Here is a 16044-nt window from a genome sequence, read left to right on the forward strand (position 1 = left end):
CTATGCACGCCTTTTACTATTCATGTTAATGGTTTGTCAGGATGCTTTTCACACTGTCGTAACGACTTTGCTGCTCTTCAGATAACTGCGCTGTTTCGAGTGTTTCTCGGCATGATCTAATTGCTTGAACAGTATCACCTGGTAACGCTTCACGAGATTTTCTTGCTCGTACTATGGCCTGTAAATAGTTTAACGCAATAGACGGATTTTTGGGCATCACTCTGAATGCTTGTGAAAACGTAGTGTAAGATTGCTCTAAATTACCACGCTTATATTCGGCTACCGCAGAATTGTTGAGCGCTTTAGGACTTAATGAAATTGCCGTTTTCTCTTCTTTTTCTTGCCTAATATAACGACACATTAACTCGTCACTGTTCTCATCTGTTCTCAATTGTTTAGCGAGCGCATCGAATATTTTCAACGACTCGGTTTTCAGTCCAACTTCATGTAAGGCTTTTGCTCTATCGAGCAGCGCCTCTGTAGATTGTTGTTTTGCATGGACGCTATGAAAGTCAGCTAACAGAGATTGAGCTTTGGTTACGTCATCTTTCAAATAATGAATTCTCGCGTCTATAACCTTAAGCTCTTCGTTCAGTTCTGTTTTCGGATTGGCTTGTTTAAGTTGTTGAAGGTAGCTGGTGGCCTGTTTGACAATTTTATTAACGTCAGCAGGGTCAGAGGTCATGGCAAAGTCTACACCCGCCCGAGCAGCATTAAGATAATTATCTGGGGCGTCATGAATTGAATCTTTCGCATATCTGACAACATGTTTAGCACTGGCGAACTGGCTTTCGTAATTGTGAGTTATACGCGCTAAGTTTACAGCTTGGCGATGACGGGATATTTTTCTAGGCGAAATCTGACACGCTAAGCGCGTGCATTCTAAGGCATCATCAAAGGCTTCATGCTTAATTTTCAATGTGGCCAACAGGTCATAGGCAGCAAGTTCGGCATCGGGCCGCATAGCTAATTGTAAAACCTCTCGTTCTGCATCATCAAAATCTTCCAGCGCTATTAAGCATTTCGCTATACCTATCTTAGCCCAGCTAAAGTCTTGAACATTTACAATGCCATCATAGAAAGCCAGAGCTTGACTAAATCGTTGATTAAGAAATAGAAGATCACCTTTTATTTTCATAGCAAGCGGAAAATGTTCCGCATACTCAGGTTGTAAAAGAAATTGCTCTATTTCATAAAGCGCTCTTTCATGCTCCCCAGAGTCCATAAATTGATAAACATTTTTCAGCGCAGCTTTCCGAGACAAAACCCGAGAAAGACGTCTTTCTAATTCGTTTACAGAAAAAGGTTTAGCAATGAATTCATCGGGTTGGAGTTCTATAATGGCATGCACAACCTCTGCTGAAGTATCTGCACTTGTAAAGATAAACGCATTGGTTAACGACAGCGCGTGTTCAGATTGTAATTGTTCAAGAAGAAAGTAGCCCCCTTGCTCAGAGCGCAGGTTATAAGAACAGATAATTGCGTCGTATTCGAATTCCTGAAGCGCAGCAATGGCAGAAGACGGGCGGTCGACGTGGTCTATTTTTTTAAACCCCAGTTGCTCGAGAGCATAATGCAAATGACTCTTAGCTAATACTTGATCTTCTGCAATAAGTAACTTGGTGCCCTTCGCTAGATTGTATTTCATTTTAATGTCACGTCGCTAAATTCTGTCATTATGCTCAAATCCCTAGCTATTTTTAAGAGCTTACACGGTTACACAACTAAATCAGCTATGTAATTTTACTAATGCACGTTTTAAAACTTACATTCTGATGAAGCGCTAAAACGCGATAAATATAATATAATCCTTTATCGGCCTGTATGCTCGAAAATTAAACACTTTAAAGGTTGGAAGCAACAATTTAAGTGACGAGTTTGGTTTTTGCTAGATAGAGAACTTAAGAGTTCCAATTTCTCGTTGCATTGCTAATAAAGATTATAAGGAGAGATGAGATAGCCTCAGACGCTCGTTTCAATTGAAATTGTTTTTCTAAGCGGCTAATGATACTTTACATTTTCGAAACTTAATTGAGCAGCTAAATGGACTTAATATGCGTTATCTATCACTGGGACTAATTATTGTTAGCTTGTCAGCATGTGAAAGCTCCCAATACCGGCAGCCTGAAAACACTAAATTCGAGCAGAAAGTTTCCAAAAGCCATCGCGACAATAACGGTGTTGTGAGGCGTTTTGCACCGCGGTATCCAATCAGTGCGGCCAAAACGGGAGAAATGGGCTGCGCAACAATAGAGTATGTTATCACGCCATCGTTGGAGATCACTGAAATGGAAGTTATAGATGCAACAGCCGGTCATTTTGCCATTGAATCGATGAAAGTAATTCCTAAGTGGAAATGGAGTAACTTAAGTGGCGATGTAATCACTTCGCCGGTTACGCGCAGAACGAGGTTTGAGTTTTGTCTCAAGGACGGCAGTAATAACTGCACGGTAGAAGAAGTGAATAAACGCACTTCATGTTCTGGTGAAGATGTGGTTGTCGCAGCAGGCTCAGTAATAAGACGCAGGTGAGCGCTTTAGGGATATTCTGGGGTTTGCTTAAACTGCCCAACTTGGTTAGCAGTTTGCCTCATTTTAGACGACAGCAAGACCTGGCTCAGGTTACCGTCGTCTCAATACTTCAAACTCTTGCTCAATAACATCTCTACGCTGGTGTATTGGCTTTAGTTGTTCCTCGAAAGGATCGTTGGGTGCTTCAAGCTGAATAATACTAGGTGTTACCAGCCTGCAATTACCCATCACTGCATCGGAACAATAATTCATACTCAATGTGTTGAGGCGGGCCTGATGTTGGGTATTGGAACAAGCGCTAACTAAACAAACTGCTGCAACGGCGAACAAGCATACTCTTGCTTTAAAGCAAATATCAGCTTTCGTTGAGCGGGAACCAGTCTGGCGTACCTGCTTACGTTTTATAGTTGTGGTTATCATCGAATATTAAGACATAATTTACAATTTGTTTGAATATAGCATAAGCGCTATTTACGACAACTCAGCTAAGTTGCATTTTGCAAGAAGATTGCTTTCTATCATCGATAAACGACGGCGTTAAAGCGTATCCTCCATAACATAAAGAGCTAATGTGGCGAATGAAATGAATTTTGTAAAAGAATGGTGGACGCTGCTGTGGCTCGCAACGAAGTTGTTGAACCGTCGAGTCTTATGGCAACTGAAATAAATAAGGAAATAGAGTGGTGGACGCTGCTGTGGCTCGCAACGAAGTTGTTGAACCATCGAGTCTTATGGCAAATGAAATGAATTTTGTAAAAGAGTGGTGGACGCTGCTGTGGCTCGCAATGAAGTTGTTGAACCATCGAGTCTTATGAAAATTTTAGGATAAAAAGAGAAAGTGGTGGACGCTACTGGGCTTGAACCAGTGACCCTCGCCTTGTAAGGGCGATGCTCTCCCAACTGAGCTAAGCGTCCGATAGAGATGAATTCGAAAAGAGTGGTGGACGCTACTGGGCTTGAACCAGTGACCCTCGCCTTGTAAGGGCGATGCTCTCCCAACTGAGCTAAGCGTCCATTTTATTTCGCAATTCTAGTAACAAGCAAGATTGGTGGACGCTACTGGGCTTGAACCAGTGACCCTCGCCTTGTAAGGGCGATGCTCTCCCAACTGAGCTAAGCGTCCGTCTTGTTTGTTGACTTGCCTTGGCAAGTGGGGCGGTATTATAGAGTTGCTTCTGATAGTGTCAACAATAAAATTAAAGAAAATTACTGTATGCGCGAAAATTAAACGTTTTGGCGAAATTTTAAATTAATCGATGAAAAACACACCGTTATTAATCAACTACAGCAAGTGAAATAATGAATTGTTTCTTTTTAATTAATTTTACAGAGTAGAGCAAGCGACTTTTGTCCTTACTCGTACACTGGTAGAATGCGCGCAGATTAGAACTTATTAAACAATAGAGAGTAGCCATGTCGGTTGTAACACGATTTGCACCTAGCCCTACTGGGTATCTTCATGTCGGTGGCGCACGCACTGCGCTGTATTCTTGGCTTTATGCAAAAAGTAAAGGCGGTGAATTTGTTCTTCGTATAGAAGATACCGATATAGAGCGTTCAACAGAGGAAGCAAAACAAGCCATTTTAGACGGTATGCAATGGCTTGGCTTAAACTGGGATACAGGTCCGGTTTATCAAACTGAACGTTTTGATCGTTATAAAGAGCTTATTCAAAAGTTATTAGACGAAGGTAAAGCGTATAAGTGCTTTATGAGCTCAGAAGAGTTAGATGCCATCCGTGAAGCGCAAAAAGAGAAAGGTGAAAAACCTCGCTACCCGGGAACCTGGCGCGACAGAACAGATCACCCAGAAGGGCAGCCATTCGTTGTTCGGTTCAAAAATCCGCTGGAAGGGTCGGTCACAATAAACGACCACGTTCGTGGAACAATTGAAATAAGCAATAGCGAACTGGACGATTTAGTTATTCAGCGCACAGACGGTACACCTACCTATAACTTTTGCGTTGTTGTTGACGACTGGGATATGAATATAACTCATGTTGTGCGCGGTGAAGACCACATCAACAACACACCTCGTCAAATTAATATATTAAAAGCGCTGGGTGCCCCTATCCCTGAATACGCGCATGTATCCATGATACTAGGCGACGATGGTAAGAAATTGTCGAAGCGTCACGGTGCAGTTAGCGTAATGCAGTATCGCGATGACGGCTTTTTACCTCAGGCAGTATTGAACTATCTTGTTAGATTAGGCTGGTCTCATGGCGATCAAGAAGTATTTACACTTGATGAAATGATTGAGCACTTCAGTCTAGATGGAATAGGGCAGTCTGCTTCTGCATTCAACACTGAGAAACTTATTTGGTTGAATCAGCACTATATTAAGTCTATGCCAGCAAGTGACGTTGCTGAACATGCAAAATGGCATTTTGACCAGTTGAATATTGATAGAACAACGGGCCCTTCTCTAGAATCGGTTATTGCAATTCAAGCCGACCGCGTGAAGACTCTGAAAGAGCTTGCAGAGATCTCAACGTACTTTTATCAAGACTATGATGAATTTGACGCCAACGCCGCGAAAAAGCACCTTCGCCCTGTTGCTAGAGGCCCATTAGAGCTAGTGAAAGATAAGCTATTAGCGCTTGAAGAATGGACACCACAAAGCATTCAATCTGCTATCAATGCTACGGCTGAAGAGTTAGAAGTAGGTATGGGGAAAGTAGGCATGCCGCTGCGTGTAGCATCAACAGGCGGTGGCAATTCTCCGTCGCTTGATGTAACTCTACATTTGCTGTCAAAAGACAAAGTTGGTGAGAGAATCGACAATGCGCTTACTTTTATAGCAAACAGAGAAAATTCATAAAAAAACCGTTGACATGACAGGGGGGGATGCCTAGAATGCGCCCCGCTGTCACGGAACAGTCATATTAAATTGACTACGACACAACGGGGCCATAGCTCAGCTGGGAGAGCGCCTGCATGGCATGCAGGAGGTCGGCGGTTCGATCCCGCCTGGCTCCACCAAGTTACACTTCACATTCAGTGTGCAAGATAAAAAAGTAACTTTATAGGCTAACTGATAGCTCGGGTTGAGTGTAATCGGTTGCGACAATATTTCATTACATCGTTGTTTGTTCAGTGAACATACGGTGTGTTTGATTCAAACAGTTACGTTTGAAACGATTTATTGTCCCCTTCGTCTAGAGGCCTAGGACACCGCCCTTTCACGGCGGTAACAGGGGTTCGAATCCCCTAGGGGACGCCATTTTAATCGCGTCACAGTCGGTCAATACTGTGAAATAGGCTGGGGTTTTTTAAACTCCTGACTGAAAGTTTGGTAAGGAAAAGGTCGCTCAGTTCGCTGGCTCACTTCGCCTTACTGAAAATATCGAAAGCGTAGCTTTCGAAAGAAGGTTTTCAGTCCCCTTCGTCTAGAGGCCTAGGACACCGCCCTTTCACGGCGGTAACAGGGGTTCGAATCCCCTAGGGGACGCCATTTTAATCGCGTCACAGTCGGTCAATACTGTGAAATAGGCTGGGGTTTTTTAAACTCCTGACTGAAAGTTTGGTAAGGAAAAGGTCGCTCAGTTCGCTGGCTCACTTCGCCTTACTGAAAATATCGAAAGCGTAGCTTTCGAAAGAAGGTTTTCAGTCCCCTTCGTCTAGAGGCCTAGGACACCGCCCTTTCACGGCGGTAACAGGGGTTCGAATCCCCTAGGGGACGCCATTTTAATCGCGTCACAGTCGGTCAATACTGTGAAATAGGCTGGGGTTTTTTAAACTCCTGACTGAAAGTTTGGTAAGGAAAAGGTCGCTCAGTTCGCTGGCTCACTTCGCCTTACTGAAAATATCGAAAGCGTAGCTTTCGAAAGAAGGTTTTCAGTCCCCTTCGTCTAGAGGCCTAGGACACCGCCCTTTCACGGCGGTAACAGGGGTTCGAATCCCCTAGGGGACGCCATATAAGAAAACCAGCCATCAGGCCTGTCTCTTATACACAAATCCCTACTAAGTAATTAGTGGGGATTTTTTTGAACTCTTCCTTCCAACTCTGATCAGATCTTTCACTTAACTCATTGGGAAAGATTATGATTGATAATGTAGAGTGGGCTGAAAAAACGTTTGGAGAAGCAAATCTAGGAGATCCTCGTCGTACATCTCGTCTGGTAAAATTAGCTGCAACACTTGCCAATACACCAGGAAAGCCTCTTGTGAATATCACTGAATCCCCCGCCGATATGGAAGGAGCATACCGCTTCATTAGAAATGAAAGTGTAGATGCGACTTCAATCGCTGAAACTGGATTTAACGTTACAGCTGTACAAGCTGCGCAACACAAAACATTACTTGCCCTAGAAGATACTACGACCATTTCATACAGCCATAAAAGTATTCGAAACGAACTTGGACACGTGAATCAGGGTAACCGTTGCCGCGGTATGCTTGCCCATAGTGTCTTACTTTTTGCGCCGGAATCACAAGAAATAGTTGGACTGATTGAACAGTCGCGTTGGACACGAGACATAACAACGCGTGGTAAAAGAGCGAAACATGCATCGACACCATACACTGAGAAAGAAGGCTACAAGTGGGAGTCAGCATCAATCAATATGTCAGCAAGACTGGGCGCAAAGATAGATGATGTGATATCCGTCTGTGACCGAGAAGCCGATATCTACGAGTACCTACTTTATAAGCTAACAACTCAGCAGCGGTTTATTGTTCGTTCAATGCAAAGTCGGCACATTGAGGAAGGCGAAAACAAGCTATATCACTATGCCAGTCAGTTAAAAAGTGCAGGGCACAAGCAAATACATATTCCGCAAAAAGGAGGGCGCAAAGCACGAAACGTGACGTTGGATATTGTATTTGCTCCCGTTACGCTCAAGGTTCCTAGCAATAAACGTGGTGAATCACTTCCTTTATACTACGTCGGATGTGTAGAGCGCGGTAATTCAAAAGAGGCGTTATGCTGGCATTTACTGACAAATGAACCCATCACAAATCAAGCGCAAGCACAAAAAATAATTGGCTATTACGAGCATCGTTGGTTAGTAGAAGAATATCATAAGGCGTGGAAAAGTGACGGTACTAATATCGAAGCTTCGCGCTTACAAAGTAAGGAAAACGTTGAGCGTCTAGTCACAATAAACGCGTTTATTGCCGTAAGGATCCTTCAACTCAAATTCGCAAAAGACCGACCGGACGATAGTAGCTGTGAAGAAGTCCTATCACCTAAAGCATGGAAGTTATTATGGTTAAAACGAGTGAGTAAGACACCACCTGACTCAGCCCCCTCAATGAAATGGGCCTATACGGAGCTTGCAAAGCTAGGAGGGTGGAAAGATACAAAAAGAACAGGGAGAGCGTCTGTGAAAGTCATATGGCAAGGATGGTTCAAACTGCAAACCATCCTTGAAGGCTATGAGCTAGCCCTGTCTCTTGATATCGACTTGTGATCAAGAGACAGGCCATCAGGCTGGTTTTTTTGTTTTTAGGGTCTGAATCTTTATCTATACGGGCTGGTATTGTTGCTCATTAGTGCTGCGTTTCGCCTCACTGTGCCTTTTCTCTTTCCTTTTTTGCAGACCACAGACGCTAACCGAAGGGAGCGTTATAGAAGCACTTTACTCAAAATTCGTAGAACAAAGAACAACAGCCCTAATTATTTAAGTGCAAAAAAAATTATACAATCCGCACTTAAATGGTGACTTTCACTTAATGCGGCGCACCGCTTGGCGCATACTTTGTTAGTGGCAGATGATATTATTAAAAGTAAAGCTAATATAAAAAGAATGAGGTCATTATGCAGGATTATTCAATTGGAACGCCTGGCAAACCGTGGGGCGCCGAAGAAAAAGCTCAATGGTATGATCAGCAAAGCGTGAAGCGCAGCGTTAAAGAAGAGGTTTTTGATAAGTTAACACATATCATTCCAGACGGGTTTCGACTGCAACAATATGGAGCACTGCCATACGATGAAGAGCGTTATCCTCTTTATGCTGTAGTACCGAATTCATTCGACGAAAGTAAGCCCTCGGCATTAGTTACCGGCGGAGTTCATGGTTATGAGACTAGCGGAGTGCAGGGAGCACTAAAATTTATTCAAACGCAGTTGGCGGCTTATGCCGTTGATTTCAATATTGTTGTTGTACCCTGTGTAAGTCCTTGGGGATATGAGACCATCAATAGATGGAATCCGTTAGCGATAGATCCCAACCGTTCTTTTCATGCGGATTCACCAGCGCCTGAGTCACAACAGTTAATGAACTTTATTGCATCGCTGGGCATGGAGTTGTCGTTACATATCGACTTGCACGAAACGACTGACACAGATAACAGCGAGTTTAGACCTGCTTTGGCGGCGCGAGATGGAACGACTCACGACAACTGGAATATTCCAGATGGCTTTTACACAGTAGCAAACACACCCAATCCGCAGCTTGCTTTCCAACAGGCAGTAATCGACGCTGTTCGCAAGGTTACTCATATAGCCCCTGCTGATGAAAACGGAAAGATTATTGGTGCCGATGTAATGAGCGAAGGGGTTATCTGTTATGACAAGAAGTCGCTGTTTTTATGCGGTGGTATGACTGACGCTAAATACGTTACCACAACGGAAGTATATCCAGACAGTGACAATGCAACGCCAGAAAACTGTAATGATGCTCAAGTTGCAGCGGTGTGCGCGGCGCTCGATTTTATAAAATAAGTCTCACACATGATAAATCATTTAGACGCTTGAACGTTTAGACGTCTAGATGTATATTGGGCCTTCTTTCAAAGGAGGCTTTCTGTGTTTACTTTTTCGGCAGTAATATATAACGGCAATAAACAAATATTAATTCGACACGATTGTAAAACCGACACTGAGTTTTCTGATTATTTAGAATCGCAATACGGCTGTCACGTTTGCTTGTGGTCGAACAAAGAGCTTTCTGAAAGCACGCTGGCAAACATAGCAGCGGCAAAGAGAGTTCAGTAATCCTTAGACACAAAGAAGTAAAAAATGACGTACCCAATTTCTCCTTGCAAAGCGCAATGTAAACTCGACGAAAATGATATATGTGCCGGTTGTCATCGTACCATTGACGAAATTGTTAACTGGGCTAATTACACCAACGAACAAAAGATCGCAGTGTTCGAAAGACTCGAAACGCAATCTCACCCCGACTAATAAAAACCGAATAAAAATAAAAACCGGACAGTCACTTAATTAGAAAGCGAACAACGGACAGTCACTTAAAGCGAATTAAATTCAACAACGGACAGTCACTCAAAACACTCCCCCTCCTTCAACGTAAACCAAAACGAACTTCTTATGTTCAAATCATAAACATAGACTCACAAACCTATTTTTAATCAGTTAGCTCAAACGTCTTATAATTAACCTTCATCGCGTAGCTAGGTACTCGTCTTTTTGGTAAACTCCGCGCCGATTTTAGATACTTATTTCGAGCCAAATTCCGAATGAAAATAATGTTAGCCCCGATGGAAGGGGTAGTTGATCACCTAATGAGAGATATGTTGACCCGCGTTGGCGGTTTTGATCAATGTGTGACGGAATTTGTTCGCGTAGTCGACCAGAAATTACCTAAAAAAACGTTCTATAAGATTTGTCCAGAGCTTCATACCGATGGCAAAACCGCTTCGGGTGTTCCTGTGCGGGTTCAATTATTAGGGCAGCACGCACAGTGGCTTGCTGAAAATGCGGAAACAGCGGTAGAACTGGGCTCGCCGGGGGTTGATTTGAACTTTGGATGTCCGGCCAAGACAGTCAACAAGAGTAAAGGTGGCGCGGTGCTCCTTAGAGAAACTCAAACGCTTTACGATATTGTGAAAGCGGTTAGAGATGCTGTACCTCAGCATATACCAGTATCGGCAAAAATTAGGCTCGGTTTTGAGGATAAATCGTTAGCGGTTGATAATGCGATAGCGATAACGGAAGCTGGTGCCTCTGAGCTTGTCGTGCATGCACGAACGAAAACAGAAGGGTATAAACCGCCAGCATATTGGAACTGGATTGCAAAAATTAAGCAACACACGGATATACCTTTGGTCGCCAACGGTGAGATATGGAACGCAGATGATGCGAAAAACTGTCAAGAGCAATCCGATTGTATAAATTTGATGGTTGGACGTGGAGCCCTTGCGATGCCGAACCTTGCGCGTAGCATAAAGCATGGCGACACACCGATGCCATGGCCTGAGTTAGCGGCCTTGCTAATACAATATTCTGGCTATGAGATCTATGGTGATAAGGGAAGGTACTATCCGAATAGAATAAAGCAATGGTGTGGCTACTTGAAGAGACAGTATCCGCAAGCTGAAGTGTTATTCAATGATATTAGGCGGCTCACTAACTCCCAAGATATTGTAGATGTGTTAGCACGCCAGTCTTCTCAATAAAACGCAGGTTTATCCCAGACCTGCTTGGTTTTAGGAGGGTAATTGACTACTCTGAAATGGCAACAGAGAGTAAGTTACATGTCTCACTTCTTAAAACAATTAAAATTAATCTGGGGAACTCATGAAATCAGCAACATCAAAGCTGACGCTGCTGTTGGTCTGCACTATGTCCTTGCTTACGGCAGGATGCATTGCGAAGCCCAACAAAAGTGATGCGCAGCCATCGAAAGTCACCATAAACCCAAATCCGTATCCAAGCACTTACAAGCCAATAGAGGGAGAGCCAACCCTTATCACTAACGTCACCATCTTAGATGGTGTGGGGAATCGGTTTGATAATGGCAGTATCTATTTTGTGGACGGAAAAATTCAAGCCATAGCTGAAAGTGGACAGACACTCGACGTCTCTGAAAATGCAAAAATCATTGATGGAAAGGGTAAGTGGGTCACGCCAGGAATTATTGATAATCACAGTCACTTAGGCGTGTATCCATCACCTTCAACTCGCTCTCACTCCGATGGAAATGAAATGACTAACCCTGTCACTGCGCAGGTTTGGGCTGAGCATTCGGTATGGCCACAAGATCCTGGTTTTGGTCGAGCACTGGCCGGCGGGGTAACAACCTTACAAATTTTGCCTGGGTCTGCGAACTTATTTGGCGGACGTTCTGTGGTTTTGAAAAATGTGCCGAACAGAACTATGCAAGATATGAAGTTTCCCGATGCGCCATACGGAATGAAAATGGCTTGTGGTGAAAACCCTAAGCGAGTATACGGTCAAAAGGGTGGCCCGATGACGCGTATGGGGAATGTTGCAGGTTATCGTCAGGCATGGTCTGACGCACAAGATTACATGCGCAAGTGGGAAGCGTATGAAAGAGACTATGAAGCAGGAAAAAACCCTAAAGCGCCTAAGCGAGATCTTAAACTCGAGACGTTAGCCGGTGTGCTTGAGGGAGATATTCGTGTACACATGCATTGCTACCGCGCCGACGAGATGACGGTGATGATGGATGTAATGAAAGAGTTTAACTATCAAATTGGCACCTTTCATCACGCTGTCGAGGCCTACAAAATTGCTGATAAGTTGAAAGAAAACGACGTTTGCTCGGCAATGTGGGCCGATTGGTGGGGCTTTAAGATGGAAGCCTACGATGGTATTCGCGAGAATATTCCTGCAGTGCACAATGCTGGGGCTTGCGCTATTGTTCATTCAGACAGTGACCTAGGGATCCAAAGACTTAACCAAGAAGCTGCGAAAGCGTGGTCTGATGGTAAGCGCGCTGGTATTGATATCCCCATGAAAGATGCTTGGTTGTGGCTTTCAGCAAATCCTGCAAAATCATTGGGTATATTAGATAAGACTGGTTCGCTAGAAGCGGGGAAACAAGCTGATATCGTACTGTGGAACGGCAATCCTTTTTCTACCTACACCAAGGCTGAACATGTTTATATCGATGGTGGTTTAGCATACTCACTAACAGATAGTTCAACCTGGCCAGTGAGTGACTTTGAGTTAGGACAAGTTGGTGAAGGAGATAGCAAATGAAAAAATTAATCACACTAGTTACCGCTCTCTCAATGGTCTCTTCAATTGCGGCGGAAAATATTGCTATCGTTGGTGGCAAAGTGCACACCATGACATCTGCCGGCGTATTAGAAAAAGGTACCGTATTATTATCTGACGGGCGAATAAGCGCAGTTTTTGCTGATGGTGAAGTGCCACAAGGTTATAAGGTTATTGATGCAAGCGGCAAGGTAGTTACGCCAGGTTTTGTAGGCGCACTTACATCTTTAGGGCTAGTAGAGGTTTCATCATCGTCTGGGGTCGTGGACTCTAGCGTAGAAAAAACGCCAATCACAAACACTGGCGCGGCGTTTGACGTTCAGTATGCCATTAATACCGATAGTTCTTTGATTCCAGTAACGCGTTTAGAGGGAGTAACTTCAGCCGCTACTACTGTGAGTAATGGTGAATTTTTGTTTGGCGGTAAAGGGGCTGTTATAAGTCTTGACGGATTTGCGCCTGTGCTGAAAGCCGGTGCTTTCATGACAGTAGATGCTGGTAGCGGTGGTGCTGAAATCTCTGGCGGCTCACGAGCTTCACTATGGGTGATGCTAGACAAGGTGTTCAACGAGGCGAAAAATGCCAAAGATAACCTTTCTGCTGAAAAGCCCTGGTATGGCATTAATACCCGTTTAGATGTAAGTGCACTTAAGCAGGTGATTGCAGGTGACATGCCATTGTTCATGCGTGCTGATAGGGCATCTGATATCCGCCAAGTCATTGCGTTTAAGAAAAGACATTCTTCTATAAATGTCATTCTTGTTCATGGCGTAGAAGCTTGGAGGGTGGCCAATCAATTGGCTGATGCTGAGATACCGGTAATAATAGACCCTGAATATAATTTGCCGGGTGGCTTTGATCAGATGGGGGCCACGCTTAAAAATGCTGCTAGGTTGCATAATGCTGGGGTGCAAGTAGCTATTGGCATGGATACTCATAACATTCGACTGGCAGCGCAGCATGCGGGCAATGCAGTTGCGAATGGTCTGGATTACGAGGCTGGCCTGGCAAGTCTTACTAAGGTACCAGCTCAGATTTTAGGGCTAGAAAGCCAGCTGGGAAGTTTGGTTAAGGGCGCAAGAGCAGACGTTGTAATTTGGTCTGGAGATCCACTGGAAGTAACGCAAGCTGCTGAATCTGTTTTTATTGGAGGGAAGGTCATCAAAATGGAGTCAAGGCAAACTAAGCTTCGAGATAGGTATTTAACGCTACAAGATTCTGAGTACACTATGCCTTCTCAATACGAACGCAGTGCCCAGTAATTTGTGATAACCGATAAAGTGGCTGCCGCCTATTTCAGAGTAAATTCAGAATTAGCGCAGCCATTTTTTATGACAGATATTGAATAGCATTTTTCACGTTTGGCCTAGTGCCTCTATTACACTTCTCGGCGAAGGTGGTCATATTATCAGGCTCACCCACGGGGCCGGAAAAAAGCATTTCGAACCGGCTGGTTATGATATGCCATTTCTTTTGCTCTAAACCCAATGTTGATAGCAGTCGAGTTGGGAACCTTGGTGGTTCACTATTAGTCTTTGTTTGTTTTGCCGTTAGTGTTGCACACAGCAATTCCTTGTAGTCATGAAAATTAAATGACAAGTGAGCTGTGTTGTTTAGTGAAAGAGCGCTCGGCGATTTATCCTTACAGTCTTTGACATTCGGTGCTTGGTCTTTAAACAACATAAGATATTTGGGATGTTTTCTCGCTTTGTGAGCGTTCAGACGATAGTGGATACTCGTATATTTAGAGTTATTCAAGGAAGTTGCGATGCTCGCTCTAATTGGATTTAGGTCGACATAGGCCATAACGGCCGCTAGTGCTTTTTCGTCCAAAATGGCTTGCGAGCGAAATCGTCTTTCCCAAAAATAGCCTTTACAATCGTCCTCTTTGTTTGCCCTTCGAGCGATATACTCGTTAAGCAACCTCATAAACCAGCTAACGCTTTGTAGCCTTTCTCGATATTGCACAGATAATGCTTTCAGTTCGTTCAACTCGGCTTCGGAGCAAGCTTGAGAATTGCTGGCCGAGCCTTCCTTTTCTAGCGCTCTATTCTCTAGATAGAATCGAACAACAGGAGGACATTTATAAAACATTCTCCACCGCAAGAAAACTTCGTCCATCGACCAGCCCTCTGCACGACCTTTTGCAATGTGAAGCACGACATGAATATGATTGTGCATAACAGCATACGCACATAAGTCGATAGCAAACGCCTGGGTTAATTTGTGTAACCTATCGGTAAACCACTTGCGCCTATGTTCGTAGTTGATGCCAGTTTTAACATCTTTACCGCATAGAAAAGACTGTCTAACACAGCGTGAAGTGCAGTGATAATAGGGCGTAATGTCTGTATTAATTTGTTTGTAGCGAGGTAAAGGCATGTCCATATCCCAACTGTTTTTTATTATTATGAACAAAAAACTAAGGATGTGAACTGAGCTTTAGAGCAGGATTGTATCGATCATTCATAGCCGGTAGCTCGTTTAAACACACATAGTGAAGCCTAAACGTGAAGCTAAATTGTGGACAGTCACTCGTGCGAGTAGTGGGAGTAGTGGACAGTCATTCACAAACGAATAAGTGACTGTCCCATAGAGATTTATCAAAACAGTTTAGCTGTTAACTGAGCGCTAACTAAGTGACTGTCCAATGCCAGTACGGCTTTACCTCAATTAGGCAAAAACATCCACTCGGCTGCCCAGTCTGCTATCCGAGCGGTTTGTACTTGGTTCATTCGACTGTTGGGGCTGACTTGTTTGGCTCGACTGGCGCTCCTGTTCAGAACGTAACTCTTGACGCTGCGGAGCCTGTGGCGTCGACTCTAAAATAGTTGATACCGGTGCAGAGTTAACTGAAGAAACATCCATAAAGACTCCTCTTTTGAAAAACCATATTTATTCATTAAAAGATAGCACAAAAATCATTCAGCTAATATTAAACTTCTGAGGCTTTTGTCCATCAACTCAGCTATCTTTGGCTGCGCTTCGGCATTTGGGTGAATTCCATCGTTTTGCATTAAGCTGTCGTTAAGTGCAATCTCTTCAAGAAAGAAAGGAACAAGATGAACAGCATTCCTTTCAGCAACTATGGAATAACTTTCCGTGAACATCTTTGTATATCTATTACCGTAATTTGAGGGGATCTGCATCTGTTGAAGAAAAACTTCGGCACCACTTTTTTTCGCTGCTTTCACTAAAGCATCTAAATTATTTCTAATTTTCTTTATATTATGCCCCTGCAATCCGTCGTTTCCACCCAACTCAATTAAAATGTGAGACGGCATATGCTGTTCAATAAGACGAGGTAGCCTGGCTAGTCCGCCGTCTGTTGTTTCACCACTTACCGCAGCATTTACAATATCGATCGGAATGTTGTCGTTTTGCCAATGCTTTTGTAACAAACTAACCCAACCTTGGTGCTGCTGTAATCCGTACGCTGCCGATAAACTATCGCCAACAACAAGTAAGGTTGCTTCATGGGCGCTAGACGAGGATTTCTCTTGATCTGAAAGCGCTTGAAACGGTATTAAGACAATGAGCAAAAATGCAAAAAATTGACGATAACTAACGAACACGAATT

At 43.7% G+C, this 16044-nt stretch carries 13 protein-coding genes and 8 tRNA genes; 14 read left to right on the forward strand and 7 right to left on the reverse strand.

Features of this window, described 5'->3' with window-relative positions; genetic code table 11:
- Positions 1-25 precede the first annotated feature (25 nt).
- Complete coding sequence (locus CW735_RS06455; protein WP_100971353.1) at positions 26-1648, reverse strand: response regulator; 1623 nt, start codon at positions 1646-1648, stop codon at positions 26-28.
- A 406-nt stretch (positions 1649-2054) separates the two neighbouring features.
- On the opposite strand from CW735_RS06455, the gene CW735_RS06460 reads away from it, so the two are divergent.
- Positions 2055-2531, forward strand: coding sequence for an energy transducer TonB (locus tag CW735_RS06460; RefSeq protein WP_071979422.1), 477 nt, complete (start codon positions 2055-2057; stop codon positions 2529-2531).
- Between the two features lie 839 nt (positions 2532-3370).
- Here CW735_RS06460 and CW735_RS06465 read toward each other — a convergent pair.
- From CW735_RS06465 to CW735_RS06475, 3 genes are all read right to left on the reverse strand, one after another.
- Positions 3371-3446 (reverse strand) — tRNA-Val (locus CW735_RS06465).
- A gap of 23 nt (positions 3447-3469) precedes the next feature.
- Positions 3470-3545, reverse strand: a tRNA-Val gene (locus CW735_RS06470).
- A gap of 33 nt (positions 3546-3578) precedes the next feature.
- Positions 3579-3654 (reverse strand) — tRNA-Val (locus CW735_RS06475).
- A 290-nt stretch (positions 3655-3944) separates the two neighbouring features.
- Between CW735_RS06475 and gltX the strand changes: the two genes are divergently transcribed.
- The 13 genes from gltX to CW735_RS06540 all read left to right on the forward strand — a co-directional run bounded on the left by gltX (position 3945) and on the right by CW735_RS06540 (position 13726).
- On the forward strand, positions 3945-5354 hold the full coding sequence (gene gltX, locus CW735_RS06480; protein WP_100971355.1) for a glutamate--tRNA ligase: 1410 nt from the start codon (positions 3945-3947) through the stop codon (positions 5352-5354).
- 85 nt (positions 5355-5439) lie between these two features.
- Positions 5440-5515 (forward strand) — tRNA-Ala (locus CW735_RS06485).
- Between the two features lie 165 nt (positions 5516-5680).
- Positions 5681-5756 (forward strand) — tRNA-Glu (locus CW735_RS06490).
- Positions 5757-5911: 155 nt separating this feature from the next.
- A tRNA-Glu gene (locus CW735_RS06495) sits at positions 5912-5987 on the forward strand.
- Positions 5988-6142: 155 nt separating this feature from the next.
- Positions 6143-6218, forward strand: a tRNA-Glu gene (locus tag CW735_RS06500).
- A gap of 155 nt (positions 6219-6373) precedes the next feature.
- A tRNA-Glu gene (locus CW735_RS06505) sits at positions 6374-6449 on the forward strand.
- A gap of 127 nt (positions 6450-6576) precedes the next feature.
- The gene (locus CW735_RS06510) at positions 6577-7947 is read left to right on the forward strand and encodes an IS4-like element ISUnCu9 family transposase (RefSeq protein WP_100970794.1); all 1371 of its coding nucleotides are present in this window, start codon (positions 6577-6579) and stop codon (positions 7945-7947) included.
- Positions 7948-8294: 347 nt separating this feature from the next.
- Complete coding sequence (locus CW735_RS06515; protein WP_100971357.1) at positions 8295-9200, forward strand: M14 family metallopeptidase; 906 nt, start codon at positions 8295-8297, stop codon at positions 9198-9200.
- Between the two features lie 84 nt (positions 9201-9284).
- A complete protein-coding gene (locus tag CW735_RS06520; protein ID WP_100971359.1) occupies positions 9285-9473 on the forward strand; it encodes a hypothetical protein in 189 nt (62 codons plus the stop codon).
- A gap of 24 nt (positions 9474-9497) precedes the next feature.
- The gene (locus tag CW735_RS06525) at positions 9498-9665 is read left to right on the forward strand and encodes a DUF1289 domain-containing protein (RefSeq protein ID WP_100971361.1); all 168 of its coding nucleotides are present in this window, start codon (positions 9498-9500) and stop codon (positions 9663-9665) included.
- Between the two features lie 293 nt (positions 9666-9958).
- Positions 9959-10897: a tRNA dihydrouridine(16) synthase DusC gene (dusC, locus tag CW735_RS06530; RefSeq protein ID WP_071979418.1), complete on the forward strand. Its 939-nt coding sequence runs from the start codon at positions 9959-9961 to the stop codon at positions 10895-10897.
- Between the two features lie 121 nt (positions 10898-11018).
- The gene (locus CW735_RS06535; RefSeq protein ID WP_100971363.1) at positions 11019-12446 is read left to right on the forward strand and encodes an amidohydrolase; all 1428 of its coding nucleotides are present in this window, start codon (positions 11019-11021) and stop codon (positions 12444-12446) included.
- A complete protein-coding gene (locus tag CW735_RS06540) occupies positions 12443-13726 on the forward strand; it encodes an amidohydrolase family protein (RefSeq protein ID WP_100971365.1) in 1284 nt (427 codons plus the stop codon). Before CW735_RS06535 ends, CW735_RS06540 begins: the two co-directional genes overlap by 4 nt.
- Positions 13727-13793: 67 nt before the next feature.
- On the opposite strand, the gene CW735_RS06545 is transcribed toward CW735_RS06540, so the two are convergent.
- The 3 genes from CW735_RS06545 to CW735_RS06555 form a co-directional block, all read right to left on the reverse strand.
- A complete protein-coding gene (locus CW735_RS06545) occupies positions 13794-14846 on the reverse strand; it encodes a transposase (RefSeq protein WP_100973193.1) in 1053 nt (350 codons plus the stop codon).
- Between the two features lie 291 nt (positions 14847-15137).
- Complete coding sequence (locus CW735_RS06550) at positions 15138-15332, reverse strand: hypothetical protein (protein WP_071979415.1); 195 nt, start codon at positions 15330-15332, stop codon at positions 15138-15140.
- 53 nt (positions 15333-15385) lie between these two features.
- Positions 15386-16039, reverse strand: coding sequence for an arylesterase (locus CW735_RS06555; protein ID WP_071979414.1), 654 nt, complete (start codon positions 16037-16039; stop codon positions 15386-15388).
- Positions 16040-16044: the final 5 nt, after the last annotated feature.

It is taken from the genome of Alteromonas sp. MB-3u-76, assembly GCF_002831605.1.
In the GTDB taxonomy this organism is placed as follows: domain Bacteria; phylum Pseudomonadota; class Gammaproteobacteria; order Enterobacterales; family Alteromonadaceae; genus Alteromonas; species Alteromonas hispanica.